This is a genomic window from bacterium SCSIO 12643 (genome assembly GCA_024398135.1).
Classification (GTDB): domain Bacteria; phylum Bacteroidota; class Bacteroidia; order Flavobacteriales_G; family Salibacteraceae; genus CAJXZP01.
On record CP073750.1, the window covers coordinates 2,910,996 to 2,929,354 of the forward strand.

Genomic DNA, 18,359 nt, shown 5'->3' on the forward strand with positions numbered 1-18,359 from the left:
ATGAGATTAAATTTCACTTCATCTTTAGTAATTGTATCAGCATTCACATTATTGTTTTCTGCATCATGTAAAAATGATGTAGAGATTTTCGCTCCGCAGTCGGATGTAACATTGGTTTACGGACTGTTAAATGCGGATGACTCTATTCACCAGATTAAGATTAATAGAGTGTTTCAAGGTGAGCAAGCTGTAGATCAATTAGCTAAAGATCCATCATTATCAGAATACGAAAACCTGAAAGCAATGTTGTATGAGTTGAATAATGATGGCTTTGGTAATTATGATACGACAAACCAATGGACGCTTACGGAGAAGACCATTACAAATAAAGATTCAGGTTTCTTCTATTATCCAAATCAAAAAATATATGAATTACAGGCTAAATTGGATGATACTAAAGATTATGCGATTTGGATTGATAAATTAGATGGATCTAAGATCGTAGAGGGGAAAACAGAATTAATCAGACCTGATGGAGATATTTTGATTAAACCATTTGGATTAAGTTTTTTGGGATTAAGTCTGGCGGATGATAATGGTCCATTAGATAAAGTGTTATTGGAAATGAAAATGCCAATTAATGGTAAGGTGATGGAAGTATTCTTAGATTTCTCTTGGAAAGATGAATACCATGATGGTACGACTTCAGGTTTGAATACGATTCAATATAAGGTAGGAACGTATGTGGTAAGTAAAATTCCAATTGATGCGAATGATAATATTCAAATCACAGCAGAATTAAATCCAACCTCTTTTTATGAGTTTATTGCGGCTAAAGTACCTGTTGTTCCGGATGGAAGTAATATCAAACAAAGAGTTCCGGAAGATGAGCCTTTAAATTTTAGATTTGTGATTGGTGGTAATGAATTCAATACCTATTTAGAAGTAGCTTCTCCATCTACAAGTATTTTGGAAACTAAACCTGAGTACACAAATGTTGAAAATGGAGTAGGTATCTTCTCTTGTAGAACATTCCAAAACAAGATTTCAAAAATGAGTAAAAAGTCGATTGTGTATTTAGTAGATGGAGAAATTACGGCAGGAAGAAAGTTCTGTAATTACTCTAACAGTACTGATCCGAATTATTGCTTTTAATGTAATTATGTCGATATGTCATATGGAAATGCCAATTCTTAAAAGAGTTGGCATTTTTTTATGTCAAAATTGCGCGTGAATAAATAAATTTTCTGTTGGCACAGCAATTGACTAGCGGCAATCAAACAAATTAAAATTTAGAAAGTAAAAACTTAAAGATATGGGTAAAATAATCGGAATCGATTTGGGAACTACTAACTCTTGCGTTGCAGTGATGGAAGGTAGTGAGCCAGTTGTTATACCAAACAACGAGGGTAAGAGAACAACTCCATCTATTGTTGCTTTTATCGATGGCAACGAGCGTAAGGTTGGAGATCCTGCAAAACGTCAGGCAATTACAAATCCTACTAAAACTATCTCTTCTATCAAGAGATTCATGGGAAACTCTTTCGATGAGGTAGCTAGTGAAATTGCACGTTCACCATATAAAGTAGTGAAAGGAGATAACAATACTCCACGTGTGGATATTGATGGTAAATTGTATACTCCACAAGAAATTTCTGCAATGACTCTTCAAAAAATGAAGAAAACGGCAGAGGATTACTTGGGAACTGATGTAACAGAGGCAGTAATTACTGTACCAGCATATTTTAACGATGCACAACGTCAAGCAACTAAAGAAGCCGGACAAATTGCAGGTTTAGAAGTAAAGCGTATTATCAATGAGCCTACAGCAGCTTCATTGGCATATGGTTTAGATAAGAAAGGAGAAGATATTAAAGTTGTTGTATTTGACCTGGGTGGAGGTACACATGATGTTTCGATCTTAGAATTAGGAGATGGAGTATTTGAAGTATTATCTACTGATGGTGATACACACTTAGGTGGTGATGATTTTGACCAAAAAATTATTGATTGGTTAGTTGAAGAATTCAAAAGTGAAAATGGTGGTTTGGATTTATCTAAAGATCCAATGGCTTTACAACGTTTGAAAGAAGCTGCTGAAAAAGCGAAAATTGAGTTGTCTTCTGGAAATTCAACAGAAATCAACCTTCCTTACATCATGCCAGTTGACGGTGTGCCAAAACACTTGGTGCGTTCATTAACGAGAGCAAAATTTGAGCAATTAGCTGATGATTTAATCAAAAGAAGTATCAATCCTTGTGTGTCTGCGTTAAAAGCGGCTGATTTAGATAAGAGTGATATTGATCAAATTATCTTAGTTGGTGGTTCTACACGTATTCCGGCTGTAGTTGAAGCAGTAAAAAGTTTCTTTGGTAAAGATCCTTCTAAAGGAGTAAATCCGGATGAGGTTGTTGCTGTAGGTGCTGCAATTCAGGGAGGTGTATTATCAGGAGATGTAAAAGATGTATTGCTTTTAGATGTGACTCCACTTTCATTAGGTATTGAAACTATGGGAGGTGTGATGACTAAATTGATCGAAGCAAACACGACAATCCCAACGAAGAAGTCTGAAGTATTCTCAACAGCTGCAGATAATCAACCATCTGTTGATATCCACGTGCTTCAAGGAGAGCGTCCAATGGCGAATCAAAACCGTAAGATTGGAAACTTTATCTTAGATAGTATTCCACCAGCACCAAGAGGAGTTCCTCAAATTGAAGTAACTTTTGATATTGATGCGAATGGAATCTTACATGTAACAGCAAAAGATAAAGCTACAGGTAAAGAGCAATCTATTAGAATTGAAGCTTCTTCAGGGTTAAGTGATGCTGAAATTGAAAAGATGAAGCAAGAAGCTGAAGCAAACGCAGAAGCGGATAAAAAAGAAAAAGAGAAGATTGATAAATTGAATTCTGCTGATTCAATGATTTTCCAAACGGAAAAAATGATCAAAGAAGCAGGTGATAATCTTCCTGAAGACAAGAAGAAGCCAATCGAAGATGCTTTAACTGAATTAAAAGCGGCACATGCATCTCAAGATTTAGATGCTGTTGATAAAGCAATGGAAAAAGTACAGGCAGCTTCTCAAGAGTTATACGCAGCAGCTCAAGCAGCACAAGGTGGAGCAGGAGCACCGCAAGATGGTCCTCAATCGGGAAACAACGCTGGAGCAGATGACGCTGAAGTAACAGATGTAGATTTCGAAGAAGTAAAATAAGCTTCGAAGAAGTAAATAACTAAATGGTAAAAAACCGTTCTCTAATTTAGAGAACGGTTTTTTTGTTTTTATAGCTATCGGTCAAAAGCTTTTCTGTTATTTTGAATCTGCAAAAATGCAAGCTTGAAAAAGTATCAATCAATAGCTAAATGGGTGCTCACTTTTGTGGCCATTTTGACCGTTTTTGGAGTGTGGAAACTTCAGGAATTGAGGTTTGATTATGAGTTTGAAGATTACTTCCCTAAAAGTGATACTGAGTACGCGTATTATAATGAGTTTCGGGAGCAATATGGCTCTGACAATGATTTTGTTCTGATTTGTTTGGAAAATGAAGAAGGTGTATTTCAGCAACCGTTTCTAAAGAAAGTAGATTCACTGGCTCAAACATTAAAAGAATTGGAGTATGTGGAATCTGTTGTGGCTCCAACGCAGTTGAGTTATCCTGTGAAAGGCCCTTTTGGGATGATTCCGGTGAAGTGGATTCACTTAGATGAACCCGATCGGTTAACACAGGATTCGTTAAGAGTATTTGAAAGTGGTGAGTTGATCGGCACTGTGTTCTCAAGAGATGGGAAGTCTCTGATATTAGCGTTGAACACAAAATATGGCTTATCGAAAATAAAAAGTGATGCGGCCGTGACACAGATTAATGAAGTCATGGATCAATTTGTTTTTGATCGGGTACGAATTGCCGGGAGGATTTTTGGACAGCGTTATTTTGTGGAGAAAATGGTGAGCGAACTGTTCTTGTTTACGCTCATTTCTTTTGTGATTATAATTGTCTTTTTAATTCTGGCATTTAGATCATTTTGGGGAGTAGTATTCCCATTGTTGATTGTGGCTGTATCGGTCATTTGGTTGATGGCATTCATGATTTTTGTAGGTAAGTCATTTGATTTAATGTCAACGTTATTGCCCACGATTATGTTTGTGGTAGGAATGAGTGATGCCGTTCATTTTATTTCCAGATATCTTGAAGAACTGCGGAAATCACCAGACCAGTTAAAAGCATTAAAAATAGCATTTCATCATATTGGTAAGGCGACACTTTTAACTTCACTGACTACAGCCATAGGATTTTTAACATTGTATACTTCGGGGATTAATCCGGTAAGAGATTTTGGACTATATACGGCCATAGGAGTGTTGTTTGCTTTGTTGATTACGTATCTGATCCTACCTGCAGTTTTGATTTTACTTCCGGTACCTAAAAGAGCTTTGGTGGATTCGAAAGAGTTGTTTTGGGATAGAATTATGCGGAACGTTTTTAGGTTCAATATTACCAGACCTAAACAAGTCATTTTCTGGAGTATTTTGGTTTTGATCATATCATTTTGGGCAGGAAGTAGAGTGGAAGTAAATAACTATCTACTAGAAGATTTGGCTAAAGGAGATCCTTTAAGAGATAATTTTGAGTTTTTCGAAAAGGAATATTCAGGAGCACGTCCTTTTGATGTGGTGATCTCAACCAGGGATTCATCAAGTATTTTGGAGTATGAGAAAGTCAAAGCTCTGAATGTATTAGAATCTCATCTTAAAAGCGAGTTTGGAATTCAAGGCTTTGTTTCTTTAAACACTGTGGTCAAAGCTATAAACAGAGCAAACGATGGAGGTAGTTTGGAGTCTTATCAATTTCCTGATTCACCTCAAAAATGGAAAAAGGTAAAATCTCAGATTTTGAAAGTGCAGAAAACCGGTAAATTGGATATGATTTTACCCAGAGAAAATTATGAGACGAGGATTTCGGCACAGGTAAAAGACTTTGGTGGGAAGGTTTTTAAATCTAAATATCAAAACATTCAGGATTCATTAAACCCAATATTAGAGAACGCTGGGCTAAACCTGAGGTTTACTGGAATGGGGTATTTAATTGATAAAAATAATGAAACTCTGGCCTCAGGTTTAATGTGGGGATTGGTGATAGCATTTGGGGCAGTGGCATTGATTATGGGGATGATTTTTAAATCTTTAAAGATGGTGATTATTACCTTAATTCCGAATGTTGTCCCATTACTTATGATAGGTGGAGTAATGGGAATTAGTGGAATAGATTTAAAAGTGTCTACATCCATTATTTTTACGATTGCGTTTGGAATTGCGGTAGATGATACTATTCATTATGTGAGTAAATTGAAAATGGAGTTGGATAAAGGTCGCTCCGTGATTTATGCATTAAAACGTGCGAGTATTTCTACCGGCAAAGCAATTGTATTGACTAGTTTGATTTTAATCAGTGGATTCTTTGCTCTGGTATTCTCTGATTTTGCCAGCACATTTTATATTGGATTACTGGTAAGTTTAACTTTGGTTTTTGCAGTAATATCCGATCTATTTTTATTACCGGTATTGATCTTTCTGTTTTATAAGAAGTAAATCAGAATTTTATTTCTTAACGAAAACCCAAACTTCTTTATCACTTCCAGGAAAAGGAATTCCTCCTGCAGGTTTAGATAATGAGGATAGCGTCATACTATCGGAGCCAAATAATTCCATTTTATAAGTGACCTTAAAACTACCTGACCAGATGTGCATTCGTGATGTTGCGGTGTCATAGGAATGCAAAGAAGGGTCAGAACCATCCCGGTAATACTTGGTAAGTTGATCAATCCCTGTGATATCCAAATCCATCATGATAAATTGATTGGTATCACTAAACAAGGTGTCTAAAACGCTCTGGTAAGTGAAATGATCGTAATTATGCCAATAGCCCAAAAGTTTATTTTGTTGACCATTATTACCTGGAGCAGGCTCCGGAATGGATTTTTTACAACTATTTAAACTTAAGCCCCAAAAAGCAAAGACTATAAAATAGATAGACTTTAATTTCATATTATTTGATTTGGCCTTCACCTAAAAGAACATATTGAATAATATTTGCTCCCATTTTCAAAGCTTTGAGTCTGGATTCTTCAGAGTCGTTATGAACACTGGTAGATTCCCAGCCATCACCCAGATCACTTTCATAGCTATAAAAACAAACCAGTCGCCCTTCATAGATAAGTCCAAAACCTCGAGGCCTTTGTTCATCATGCATATGCACTTTAGGGAGGCCATTTAAAAAATTAAACTTTTGATGATAAATTGGATGTGTTGTTGGAAGTTCAACCCATTGTAATTCCGGAAAAACCTTGAGCATTTCTGTGCGAATAAATTTATCTAAGCCGTAGTTATCATCAATATGCAAAAAGCCTCCACTCAATAAATATTTACGAAGATTGGCTACTTCTTGTTGCGAAAAGACCACATTTCCATGTCCGGTCATATGTATGAATGGGTATCTATAAATTTCATTACTTCCGACTTCTACAATGGCCTGTTCGGGATTTATTTGAGTCCCCAAAGTTTGATTAGAGAATTGGATTAAATTAGGAAGTGAAGTTTCTAAATTGGCATACCAATCCCCACCACCGTTATATTTTAATAATGCAATTTGATAAGTTTGGGCTTGTATCGGTGAGTTTACCGAATACAATAAAAATATGATCAAAAGCTTTTTCATTGATCTGGCGAATTTCAACTATTTAATTGAAAATTAAAAATGTGGATTAACCTTCATTAATAAGGTTTAATGTTAAACATGATACCAGGCCTGCTGTTTCAGTTCTTAATCGGGCGCTTCCTAATCCGGTTTTGATCCAATTCTTTAGAGTCGCAAGTTCAACCTCCGATTCTGAAAAATCTCCTTCGGGTCCAATTAAAACACATACACTTTTGTTGGGGGAAGCTAGTTTTTGAAGGTGGGTATCCTGTCCACAGCCTCCATTACAATGCGCAATAAATTGTTGTTCGAAAGAGTTGTTTTTAATGAAGTCAGAATACTTTATAGGTTCATTCAATATAGGCTTATTTGCTTTCCAGGATTGTTTTACCGCAGATATAATGATACGGTTCATGCGCTCCAGTTTCAAAACTTTCCGTTCTGACCTCTGGGTAATGATTGGTGTAATTTCATCCACACCGATTTCAGTCATCTTTTCCAGCATCCACTCAAATCGATCATTGAGTTTGGTAGGGGCAATAGCGATATGAATCCGAAATGATTTTGTGGCAGCGATTTCCGTTTTAAAAATCTCTATTTCGCACATTTTCTGATTCGGTGACACAATTTTAGCGGTGTAGATAGAACCGACTCCATTAGAAATTGCGATTAAATCTCCCGTTTGAAGACGTAATACTCTAATGGCATGCTTAGATTCTTCCTTAGGAAGAAATTGTAAAGTTTTATCACAGTCCTGAATATAAAAAAGCGTCATTTAAATCGATTTATCTAATACCCTCGCGTTTGAGAAAAGCTCTGTATTTCGCTGCATTTTTTTGATGTTGCGAATAGCTTTTAGCAAAATTATGATAACCAGAATAATCCGGTTTGGCGCACATATAAATGTAATTGTTCTGGTCTCTGTTTAATACGGCATTCAAAGCTTTTGTACTTGGAAATCCAATTGGTCCAGGTGGAAGGCCTGCGTGAATGTAAGTATTGTATGGAGAATTAACTTTTAAATCTTCGTAATAAACGCGGTGAACGTTAGGTTTATTGATAGCGAAAACTACTGTAGGATCAGATTGGAGTTTCATGCCCACTTTTAGTCTGTTGAGATAAAGTCCGGCTACTTTTGGCATCTCATCACTCTTCTTGGTTTCTGCTTCTACAATTGATGCTAACGTAGAAACCTGAACCGGAGTTAGTCCAATGGCCTTTGCTTTTGTTTTGTTTTCTTTTGACCAGAAATGAAGAAATTCCTGATGCATTCTCTTTACAAATTGTTCCCCGTTGGTATTCCAATACAATTCATAAGTATTCGGGATAAAAATAGATTGCACGGTTTCCTTTTTTAGTTGATTTGCAGACATCCACTCCGGATTTAAAAAGGCACTTATTAACTCGGAAGAGTCTGCTTCAATTTGTTTGGAAACCACGGAAGCCAATTGTGTTAGTCTGGAAATATTGTGAAAGGTGATTTTTATCGGTGATTGATTTCCTGAACGTAAATGGTTTACTAATTCCTCGTTACTCCATCCATTTAAAATGATGTAACGTCCGGGTTTCACTTTATTGAGATAATTTTTCTTTTCGGCTACCCAATTAAATGATTCGGGATTATGAATGATTTTATGTTTTTGTAATTCTGTAAAGACCGCTTCGTAATCTGATCCTGTAGGGATAAAAAAGACCACCTGATCATCTTCAAGTTTTACATTCTTAGAGTAGATATAACTATAATAATGATAGCCAAATAATAAAACGGCTAACATCCCAATTCCTAAAATGGTCAGTAAAACCAATTTGAAAGATGAAGACTTAGATTTCTTTTTAGCCATTATTTTGAATTATTAAAGCATTGAAAAATGAATTGGTCATACCAGTTTTTACCTTCCTTGACCCATTCTTTTCGCGTAGCGGTATGCATAAAACCGGAGCGATTAAATAGGTGTATGCTACGTTCATTGTTCTGACTGACGTTACAATACAACTGATGTAAACCTAATTGGTTGAACGCATAGTTTTGAAGTTCTTTTAAAGCTTCATGTGCCAAACTTTTTCCCTCGTGATTTTCGTCAATCATAATTCCAACTCCAGCACGCTGATGTAATGGTTCAAAGTCAAATAAATCTACACATCCAACAGGGGTGTTTTCATGCTCTATTACGAGTCGAACTTGCTTGTCGGTATAGATGTCATTGATAGAATCAATGAAAAATTGTAACGTTTGTTTAGAGACCGGACGTGTGTTACTACTGGAAAACCAAACGCGATCATCATTTTCCCAGGAATATAAGATATCTAAATCTGAAGGTTCTAACGCTCTTAATTTGACCATGATTAAATGCTTTTAGATTTCAATTTTCCCTTCAAAAACAGATTCTGCAGGACCCGTTAACCAGATGTTCTCATATTGATTGTCACGCGTATCAAAACTTACATTAAGGAGACCTCCTTTTACCTGAATCGGAATAGATTTATTTGGAATCAATCCATTATGGTAAGCCGCAATAGCAACGGCTGTCGCACCCGTGCCGCAGGCTAAAGTTTCATCTTCTACACCACGTTCGTAGGTGCGCATAATAATTTGATCATTATTGGTTTGCGCAAAATTCACGTTAATTCCCTGTTCTGTATACGGAGCACTTCTACGAATATTTCTTGCAATAGTGACAAAATCATCTTCGGGAAGATGGTCCATAAATGAGACATAATGTGGAGACCCCGTATCTAATTCAGTATGTTCATCTGTCTTCAATACAGATGATACGTCTTGCATTTGCAATGAGATTACATTATTTTTTACAATTCCTTTATGGGGACCATCAATAGCAATGAAGCTTGTTTCATTTTGAATGATTTTAAGATCATGCGCAAATCGGATGATACAACGGCCACCATTACCGCACATAGTACTTTCATTTCCATCGCTATTGAAATAGACCATTCTAAAATCATAATCAGGATGATTTTCCAATAGAATAAGTCCATCTGCACCGATCCCGAAATGTCTGGTACACATCTTTCGAATTAATTCCGTATTAGAAGCATCAAAAAGACCTGAACGATTATCAATCATGATAAAATCGTTGCCTGTACCGTTGTATTTGTAAAATGGTAAAATCACAAGAAAATTTTAAATCTCAAAAGTAAATCAATATCGGAGGTGATAGAAATAATCTTCAATTAGAATCTCCTCTCAAAATGCAATTATAAGATATTGTATTGAGAACTTTTTTTATGAGCAATTGTTAAATAAATCTAATGAGAATAAGCCTTAACACTTTTTAATAATGTGGAGAACAAACAAAAAAAGAGTCTTTTTAAATTCGTAGGACACGAATCAAATTACGTTTATTTAATTAAAAAATCATGAAAAATTATATAGGTATATTCAGTTCAGCATTCTTAGGCGGGGTCATTTCTTTGTCAGTAGTTTATTTGATGCCAGATAAAAATTTATCAATCCATCCAGAATCAAATGGAGGAGGTTTAATTTCTGAAAATGTACATTCCACTTTATTCAATGCTGATGCAACAACAAGTTCATATGTAGATTTGAGCATGGCGGCAGAGGAGACTGTTCAGGAAGTTGTTCACATTAAAGTAGTTCAGGAAGGACAGGAATATGTTCAACATGATCCGTTTGAATATTTCTTTAGAGGAAATACACAGGGAAGAAAGTTTAAAGCACCGGATAAACAAGGTTCTGGTTCGGGAGTGATCATTACAAAAGATGGATATATCGTGACCAATAATCACGTGATTCAGGGGGCAGATCGAATTGAAGTGGTATTAAACAATAACAAAAGCTATCCAGCTGAGGTGATTGGAACCGATCCATCTACAGATTTGGCTTTGGTAAAAGTAGAAGCAGAAGATTTAAAGGCTATTGCTATTGGTAATTCAGATGATTTAAAGTTGGGAGAATGGGTACTGGCAGTTGGTAATCCTTATAACTTAAACTCAACGGTAACCGCAGGGATTGTTTCGGCCAAAGCAAGAAGTATTAATATTTTACAGAATACAAACGGAACCCCACCTTTGGAAGCATTTATTCAAACAGATGCGGCTGTAAATCCAGGAAATAGTGGAGGTGCTTTAGTTAATGCCAGAGGTGAATTGATTGGAATTAATTCAGCGATTAAATCTCCAACCGGATCTTATTCGGGGTATTCATTTGCGGTTCCAGTAAACATTATGAAAAAAGTGGTGAACGACATCATGGAATATGGTTCTGTGCAACGTGCTTTTATCGGAGTAGCTATCCAGAATATTTCTACTGATTTGATGGAGAAAGAAGATTTGGAAACGATGTCGGGAGTATTTGTTGGAAACGTTGCCGAGAATGGTGCAGCTAATGATGCGGGAATTGAAGCGGGTGATGTGATTACAGCTGTAAATGGAGTTAAAGTGAAATCCGTGGCGGAATTACAGTCGCAGATTGGATTATATAAGCCTGGTGATCAGGTAGAAGTAAATGTAAATCGTGCGGGTCATGAGAAGCAGTTTACTATGAAATTGAGAAATCATAAAGGAAATACAGAGTTGGTTAAAGCTGAGGATAAAACACTAGCATCATTAGCCGCGGATTTTTCAGATATTGATAAAGAAACGAAAGAAGAACTTGGCCTGAAGCGTGGAGTAGAGGTCTCGAATATTAGAAGTGGTAAGATCATGAAATCCGGAATTAAGGAAGGTTTTATCATTACACATGTGGATCATCAGGAGATTGATGACCTGGAAGATTTTAATACAGTGATTAAATCCAAAAAAGGAGGTGGAGTTTTGATAGGTGGAGTTTACCCGAATGGTATGAAAAAGTACTATGGGTTAGGACTCTGATCTAAGCAGTTTGATACAGATTATTCTGCAAATAGAAAGGTACTCGAAATGAGTGCCTTTTTTTATACCCCAAGTGGTTTATAAATAGTACTTTTGCAGTCTCAAATTTTATAAAACTTCAAATTAAAAAATCATGGTTGAAGAAGCATATAAAGAGTCTTACAATAAAGAGATGGACTCTTTTGTTGAGCAAAAACGTCAGGCTGTTAGTTTGGCAAATTCAGTAGGTAACCTTTTGTTGAATCATTCTGTAGAGTTGGTTCTTTTCAGAAACGATTTAGCTGATACTTCAGTTTCCGAGAAGATTCAATTGATCGATTACGCTAAGAATGTAGTAAACCGCCCAATCAATATTTGTGATGTTGCTGAAATGGCTGCAGAAATGGAGCAAATGAATTTAGCACCAGCAAAAATTGATATAGGTAAGTTAACTGCTGAGTGGATGGAAAAGAATGAAGCTGAAACAACTTCTAAAAAAGAATTTTTAGATACTGTTTTAGGAGGATTCATTTTAGATAAAGACAACAGCTTAGAGCCACGTGATGTAGTTTTATATGGATTTGGACGTATTGGACGTTTAGTTGCACGTGAATTGATCAAACAATTCGGTAAAGGACAACAATTACGTTTAAGAGCGATTGTTACGCGTAGTGATGATGACAAAACAATCATTAAAAGAGCTGCGTTATTAAGAAATGACTCTGTTCACGGGAAATTTGCAGGTACAATTGTTGAAGATTTAGAAAACAAACAATTGATCATCAATGGTCAAAGAGTATTGATGTTGGGTACAAAAGATGCAGGTACAATGGATTATACTGCATATGGAATCAACAACGCTTTGGTGATTGATAACACAGGTGTTTATACAAGTAAAGAAGCTTTAAGCATCCACATGCGTGCAGAAGGGGTAGCTAAAGTTTTATTAACTGCTCCGGGTTCTGAAATTCCAAATATCGTTTATGGAATCAACCATTTTGATTTAGACCTAGACGGAACAGATATTTATTCTGCAGCATCTTGTACAACAAATGCAATTTCTCCGGTATTAAAAGTAATCAACGATAATTTAGTCGTAGAGCAAGGACACGTTGAAACAGTTCACGCTTATACCAACGATCAAAACTTATTGGATAACATGCACAAAAAACCTCGTAGAGGAAGAAGTGCTGCGATCAACATGGTAATTACTTCAACTGGTGCGGGTAAAGCAGTAGCAAAAGTAATTCCTGAGTTAGCTGGTAAATTAACTGCAAACGCAGTACGTGTACCAACTCCAAATGGTTCTTTAGCTATTTTGAAATTAAAGGTAGGTAAGAAAACATCTGTTGAGGAAGTAAACGGATTATTACGCGATGCTGCATTACAAGGAAATTTGGTGAATCAAATTAACTACCAAATGGATCCTGAATTGGTATCAAATGATATTATTGGAAACACTTGTTGTTCTGTATATGACTCTAATGCGACATTAGTTCACTCAGATGGTCAAAACATCGTATTATACGCTTGGTATGACAATGAGTTTGGATATACAAAACAAGTTATTCGTTTAGCGAAGTATATCGCAAAAGTGAGAAGATTACACTATTACTAGAATGTAATTAAAAAATAAAGGAAGGCTGTTCTGAAAAGAACAGCCTTTTTTGTGAAAGGATATATTTTTACATCATGAATTGGTCCATCCACAAATTTTCAGAATTAGATACGCAATTGTTATATGACATTTTACAGATACGCGCGGAGGTTTTTGTGGTGGAGCAGGATTGTCCATACCAGGATTTAGACGGAAAAGACATGCAATCATTTCATGTGTGTGGATATGATGAAAACGGCCTGGCAGCTTACGCGAGAATTGTAAAGAAAGGAGTATCTTATTTGGATGAAATCTCTATTGGTAGAGTAGTTGTATCCCCAAATCATCGTGGGAAGCGCTTAGGAGAACAATTGATGCAGGAAAGTATTCGTTTCATTGAGATTAGTTTAGGAAAGCAACCTATCCGTATCTCAGCACAATCCCACTTAAACAAGTTTTATAGCGACCTGGGATTTGAATTTACAGGGAAAGAATACCTGGAAGATGGAATCCCCCATATTGAAATGTTGCGCAAATAGACTTAAGATGCGCTCATATCAATAAGTTTTTTTGTGGTTCTATAATTTCTACTCGTAGCCTGAACCTTAAGCTTTCGTTCAATAAAAGTATGCGTAAATTTTGCTGTTCCATACCCTGTGGAACAGTAGAAATAAATGACCTGGTCACCGAAAATGATTGTTTCATTTGGAAACGAAACCTTTTTTAATTCATCTAGTTTTTCAGAATCAGGTTCAGTTTTTAAGAATGTAAATACACTTTTGGTTTCATCAATAGAATCATCATTGATGAATGGATTCTGATTAAAAATGGTATCTAAGTAGGTTCTGGTTAATACCAAAGTTTGAACTTCAAATTGATAGTGGTTTTTAATCACGTCTTCAAGTTGAGAAGTGATTAAATCAATGTGAACATCAGGATGTTTGAATACAATATTTCCACTTTGGATATAGGTCTGTACATCATGAAATCCATTTTTTTCAAGTAAATCCCTAAACTCGGCCATGATTATTTTTTTATGTCCACCAACATTGATCCCACGTAAAAGCCCTATATAAGTATGCATAGTATTCCTGTTAAGAACGCAAATTTAGAACATAAAAAAAGCCGAAACTTCAGTTTCGGCTTTTGAATGAGATAAAATCTCTTAGTTATTTGTTAGGTACTCAGCAACACCATCATGAGTTGCTGTCATTCCTGATTTTCCTTTCGTCCAGTTTGCAGGACAAACCTCACCGTTTTCTTCAAAGAACTGTAAAGCATCAACCATACGTAAAGCTTCTTCAACGTTACGTCCTAGTGGAAGATCATTTACCAACTGGTGACGTACAACCCCTTCTTTGTCGATTAAGAATAAACCACGGTAAGCTATTAATTCACCTTCTGCAGCTAAGTTATCGTTTTCATCGTAGAAGAACTCTCCAGCTAAAACATCGTAGTTATAAGAAATAGTTTTGTTAGTATCTGCAACGATTGGATAAGTTACACCCTGGATACCGCCTTTGTTTTTCTCCATTTGTAACCATCCCCAGTGTGATTGCTCTGTATCAGTTGATACTGCAACAACCTCAACACCACGAGATTTAAACTCTTCTAAATTCGCCTGGAAAGCGTGTAATTCAGATGGACATACGAATGTAAAATCCTTTGGGTAAAAGAATAATACTACGTATTTTCCTTCGAATTGAGATAATGTAAAATCGTTAACGATTTCGTTTCCGTTTACAACTGCTGCTGCTGAAAAATCAGGAGCTTGTTTGCCAACTAATACTGCCATTTTTTATTTTTCTTTTAATGTTAATTCAAATTTGAGCAGCAAATGTAGGGTAATCAATAGTTTTCTCTAAAGATGTCGCTTTTTTGTTTTCTTAAATTGTTATAATTTTTTTTTATAAAAATCAGGGAACACAAAAAAGAAAACTATAGTTGTGGTCTTATGCGGTGAAGAAAGCGATAATAAAACCAGCTAGAATACTGATGACCTTTTTTAAATTAAACTTATGGTTTTCATCACTTTCATAGAGAATAGTAGTGGAAACGTGAAGCATAATACCAATAACAATTGCTAACGTAATATGTTCGTACATGTCATTGTTACCCAGTAGAGGAGATATTGAAACGCTTACAAGGCTGCCTAACGGTAAGGTGATTGCAAATACAGTTAGTAATAACATCGCCTTTGCATTAGAAAGTTTGTCTTTGAGTAAACCTGCTAAAACAATCGCGATAGGAATTTTATGAATCATAATACCCCATATCAAAGCAAAGTTCATTTCTAATTCCTGCTGATCTGAATATTGCATGATTGGAATACCTTCAAAAAAGGAATGTAAGCATAGTCCAATAAAGATCGCCAAAGGGAACTTTTTACCATGATAATGCGCGTGACCATGTTCAATACCTTTAGAAAAATAATCTAGCCCAAGCTGAAGTAGGAAACCAAACAATATGTAAAGTCCTATACTTCCTGAAATATCAGAATAAATTTCAGGTAACAGATGTAAAAAGATAAGCGCAAATAAATAGGCTCCACTAAATGATAAAAGGAGTTTGCCAAATGTCAGGTTCTTTGGTTGATACCATAGAACCACACCGCCTGAGGCAACAACGACTAAAATAAATAATAAGAAATATTCCATTTAGCCTTGTTTTTGTGCGATTAGAATGAGACGATCTGATGATTCCGGATGAAAAGGATTTAATTCATAATCTCCGAAATGATTTAAAAGATTCAATCCTGCTTCATGAAGCATTTCTTTGAAGTCTTTTAATTCAAACATACTGACACGTTCTTCAAAATTTAGTTTTTTGTCCTGATCCGTAACTTCAATCGTTTTTACCACAGTATCGTTTTCAACAAATCGGTTGATCACAAACTGAATTCCATCAACATTCTGGATTTCTTCAGGAACTAAATCACGAATCACTTTTGTAGCATTCAAAAAGTCAATCACTAAAATACCCTTTGGATTTAGAATTCGAGAAACACCATGAAGTACATCCATATTTTCTGAACGGTGTTTGAAGTATCCAAAACTGGTAAAGAAGTTTACCACCATATTAAAGGGTTGATCACAACTTAATTGTCGCATATCCATTTGATGAAAATGTAATCGCTCATTGGCAGATTGATTAGCAATATCAATGGAGTTTTGAGATAAATCCACACCCACTACATCAAAACCTTTGGAGTTAAGATAAATGGAATGTCTCCCTTTACCACATGCCAAATCCAGTATTCTGCTTTCCCGAGAAGGCTGAATATAATCTATAATATTGTCAATAAACTTTTTAGCCTCTTCCGTATTCCGATGACGATAAAGTTTGTGATAATAAAAGGAATCAAACCAGTTTTTAAACCAATCCAAAATGTAAACTTTTTTATAGGCGCCAAAAGTAATGCTTCAAACCAAATTGAAATGTATATAATAGCACCGATTGCGATTTATGGCATTTGGCTAATAAACAACAAGCGTATCGGCTACCTGATTGTCTTGTGTACTGATAAAGAAATAAGGCCCTGGAAGATCTGCAAAAAAAGTGTAATTCAATTTAAATTCGGGTAGAATATACATGCATGTTTGATTTGTGGGTTGTAAATAATAAGCACGAAGCATAATGGTCTGACCCACTTTCTCAGCTTTGATGTCATAAGCCTCAGAGCATCCATTTCCACCGTGGAATGTAACTTCGATCTCCACATTGTCACCTACAATAGCTTTTTCAGGAGCTTTTATAGATGCAATATTTGACTCCACCACTTGCTTGGATGATGAGGATTGACAAGAGACAAAAAAGATGGAAAGAATGATAAATAGATGCTTATACATTTTAGCGCGTTATTGTGAATTTTTTAGTTTCAAAGTACGAATCAGATGAAAAGATAATGGTGTACATTCCAGTACTCCAATTTGTAGTTGAGATTTTTGTGTTAGAATCTACACGGCCTGAATAAATCAGTTTCCCATTTATATTATAGATTTCCATATGAACAGTATGAGAAACCCAAGAGTCTACATTTAATACATCTCTGGTAGGTATCGGATAGATGTTGATCCCTTCTGGCATACAAATACATTCTGGTACCAGAGTGATTGTAGAATCACAATCCGTTCTTAAAGTTTCAAAGTAATCTATAGCACCTAACATTGCAGGAATGATACAATCTCCATGATCGAAATCTCCAATATCTTCTTTAAAAACTGCCGTGGCACCGTTGGCGATCATAGCATCATAAGCATCTAATGTATTCTCGGGTTTTACTGTTTGATCTCCTCTACAGTATAACATTTTGATCGGGAATTGTGGTGTCCAGTCATGGTTGTCATTGTCGAGAAGAGCTTGCCACATAGGTGTGTTTTTTGTTGCAGAATCTGCAATAAAACCATTTAAAAATGTCGGATTTAAATATTGACTTACCTGATTTGGTAATACTGCGTGAATATTTGAAATAATTTGATTCCCATCATACATTGGAGGAATGCTCGTATCGTATGGAGATTGTAGAATATCACTATAGTTGGTGAATATATTTCCATAAACTTCCTGAAAAGACAATAACAAGTAAACAATATATCCCGGACTATCATAAGGGATATCCAGCAACAATTCATCAGTTTGTCTTTTGGAAATATGGTACGCACCTGAAAGTGGTGCAGCACCTGCTACCGGAAGTTCTGATTCTAATTGATTATCCTGAATATATTTCGCTGTTGCCATAGCTGCATGTCCGCCTTGAGAGTATCCGGTTAAAAACATCTCATTACTAAAGTCGATGGGCAATGAATCCTGCATAAATTCTTTGGCGGCTCTAAGAATATCTACCGAAGTTGTGGCTTCACTCATTCCATGTTGGTAGGGGTGCAAACCTGGTAAATCACCTAGGCCAAGATAATCAGGCATTGCGACAATATATCCCATTGAAGCAATAGCCTTACCTAATGCAGATTCAGGATTGTTAGCAGATGGTACATTATCTCTTTTTAAAACGGTTCCATGCGCATAAAGAGCAATTGGTAGACTGTCACAGGTTGGATTGATTGGAACAGCAAACATCCCTGACGCGACAACAGGGTTGCCATTTAAGTCAGTAGTATGATATCTAACTTTGTACATGTCCACATCATATTTGGCATCTTGAAGTCCAAATAATGTGATAATGGATTTAGAAAAAACGCCTAGATACTCAGTACTTTGCAAGTATTGACTGAACGATAGAGTTGGGGAAATAAGTAAAAGGAAAAAAATGATTCTAGATAATATTTGCCCCATGATTCATGATT

The 18,359-nt window shown here is 35.9% G+C and carries 18 protein-coding genes; 6 read left to right on the forward strand and 12 right to left on the reverse strand.

Annotated elements, in window-relative coordinates:
• The 3 genes from KFE94_12825 to KFE94_12835 all read left to right on the forward strand — a co-directional run bounded on the left by KFE94_12825 (position 1) and on the right by KFE94_12835 (position 5,530).
• A complete protein-coding gene (locus tag KFE94_12825; protein ID UTW65533.1) occupies positions 1 to 1,095 on the forward strand; it encodes a hypothetical protein in 1,095 nt (364 codons plus the stop codon).
• A gap of 160 nt (positions 1,096 to 1,255) precedes the next feature.
• Positions 1,256 to 3,157 (forward strand): molecular chaperone DnaK, encoded by a 1,902-nt coding sequence (gene dnaK, locus KFE94_12830; GenBank protein ID UTW65534.1) that lies wholly within the window; start codon positions 1,256 to 1,258, stop codon positions 3,155 to 3,157.
• A 123-nt stretch (positions 3,158 to 3,280) separates the two neighbouring features.
• Positions 3,281 to 5,530, forward strand: coding sequence for an MMPL family transporter (locus tag KFE94_12835; protein UTW65535.1), 2,250 nt, complete (start codon positions 3,281 to 3,283; stop codon positions 5,528 to 5,530).
• 9 nt (positions 5,531 to 5,539) lie between these two features.
• On the opposite strand, the gene KFE94_12840 is transcribed toward KFE94_12835, so the two are convergent.
• From KFE94_12840 to KFE94_12865, 6 genes are read right to left on the reverse strand one after another with little or no spacing between them, the layout of a single operon-like run.
• The gene (locus tag KFE94_12840; protein ID UTW65536.1) at positions 5,540 to 5,986 is read right to left on the reverse strand and encodes a hypothetical protein; all 447 of its coding nucleotides are present in this window, start codon (positions 5,984 to 5,986) and stop codon (positions 5,540 to 5,542) included.
• A 1-nt stretch (position 5,987) separates the two neighbouring features.
• Positions 5,988 to 6,656 carry a DUF4159 domain-containing protein gene (locus KFE94_12845; GenBank protein UTW65537.1) on the reverse strand — a complete coding sequence of 223 codons (669 nt, stop codon included), beginning with the start codon at positions 6,654 to 6,656 and terminating at the stop codon, positions 5,988 to 5,990.
• Positions 6,657 to 6,702: 46 nt separating this feature from the next.
• Positions 6,703 to 7,410 carry a 16S rRNA (uracil(1498)-N(3))-methyltransferase gene (locus KFE94_12850; GenBank protein ID UTW65538.1) on the reverse strand — a complete coding sequence of 236 codons (708 nt, stop codon included), beginning with the start codon at positions 7,408 to 7,410 and terminating at the stop codon, positions 6,703 to 6,705.
• A 10-nt stretch (positions 7,411 to 7,420) separates the two neighbouring features.
• Positions 7,421 to 8,476 (reverse strand): endolytic transglycosylase MltG, encoded by a 1,056-nt coding sequence (gene mltG / locus KFE94_12855; GenBank protein ID UTW65539.1) that lies wholly within the window; start codon positions 8,474 to 8,476, stop codon positions 7,421 to 7,423.
• A complete protein-coding gene (locus KFE94_12860) occupies positions 8,476 to 8,976 on the reverse strand; it encodes a GNAT family N-acetyltransferase (protein UTW65540.1) in 501 nt (166 codons plus the stop codon). The genes mltG and KFE94_12860 overlap by 1 nt, the downstream gene beginning before the upstream one ends.
• A 12-nt stretch (positions 8,977 to 8,988) precedes the next feature.
• Positions 8,989 to 9,765, reverse strand: coding sequence for a diaminopimelate epimerase (locus KFE94_12865; GenBank protein UTW65541.1), 777 nt, complete (start codon positions 9,763 to 9,765; stop codon positions 8,989 to 8,991).
• A gap of 245 nt (positions 9,766 to 10,010) precedes the next feature.
• Between KFE94_12865 and KFE94_12870 the strand changes: the two genes are divergently transcribed.
• The 3 genes from KFE94_12870 (at position 10,011) to KFE94_12880 (ending at position 13,598) form a co-directional block, all read left to right on the forward strand.
• Positions 10,011 to 11,483 (forward strand): Do family serine endopeptidase, encoded by a 1,473-nt coding sequence (locus KFE94_12870; protein ID UTW65542.1) that lies wholly within the window; start codon positions 10,011 to 10,013, stop codon positions 11,481 to 11,483.
• A 133-nt stretch (positions 11,484 to 11,616) separates the two neighbouring features.
• Positions 11,617 to 13,080: a glyceraldehyde-3-phosphate dehydrogenase gene (locus KFE94_12875; protein ID UTW65543.1), complete on the forward strand. Its 1,464-nt coding sequence runs from the start codon at positions 11,617 to 11,619 to the stop codon at positions 13,078 to 13,080.
• A 74-nt stretch (positions 13,081 to 13,154) separates the two neighbouring features.
• On the forward strand, positions 13,155 to 13,598 hold the full coding sequence (locus KFE94_12880) for a GNAT family N-acetyltransferase (protein ID UTW65544.1): 444 nt from the start codon (positions 13,155 to 13,157) through the stop codon (positions 13,596 to 13,598).
• A 2-nt stretch (positions 13,599 to 13,600) separates the two neighbouring features.
• Here the strand turns inward: KFE94_12880 and KFE94_12885 are convergent, their stop codons facing one another.
• From KFE94_12885 to KFE94_12910, 6 genes are all read right to left on the reverse strand, one after another.
• The gene (locus KFE94_12885; GenBank protein UTW65545.1) at positions 13,601 to 14,143 is read right to left on the reverse strand and encodes a DUF1697 domain-containing protein; all 543 of its coding nucleotides are present in this window, start codon (positions 14,141 to 14,143) and stop codon (positions 13,601 to 13,603) included.
• An 81-nt stretch (positions 14,144 to 14,224) separates the two neighbouring features.
• The gene (locus KFE94_12890; protein ID UTW65546.1) at positions 14,225 to 14,854 is read right to left on the reverse strand and encodes a peroxiredoxin; all 630 of its coding nucleotides are present in this window, start codon (positions 14,852 to 14,854) and stop codon (positions 14,225 to 14,227) included.
• A 157-nt stretch (positions 14,855 to 15,011) separates the two neighbouring features.
• Complete coding sequence (locus tag KFE94_12895; GenBank protein ID UTW65547.1) at positions 15,012 to 15,716, reverse strand: ZIP family metal transporter; 705 nt, start codon at positions 15,714 to 15,716, stop codon at positions 15,012 to 15,014.
• Positions 15,717 to 16,478 (reverse strand): class I SAM-dependent methyltransferase, encoded by a 762-nt coding sequence (locus tag KFE94_12900; protein UTW68275.1) that lies wholly within the window; start codon positions 16,476 to 16,478, stop codon positions 15,717 to 15,719.
• A gap of 57 nt (positions 16,479 to 16,535) precedes the next feature.
• The gene (locus KFE94_12905; GenBank protein UTW65548.1) at positions 16,536 to 16,907 is read right to left on the reverse strand and encodes a hypothetical protein; all 372 of its coding nucleotides are present in this window, start codon (positions 16,905 to 16,907) and stop codon (positions 16,536 to 16,538) included.
• Position 16,908: 1 nt separating this feature from the next.
• Positions 16,909 to 18,348, reverse strand: a complete 1,440-nt coding sequence (locus KFE94_12910; GenBank protein UTW65549.1) for a T9SS type A sorting domain-containing protein — start codon at positions 18,346 to 18,348, stop codon at positions 16,909 to 16,911.
• Positions 18,349 to 18,359 lie beyond the last annotated feature (11 nt).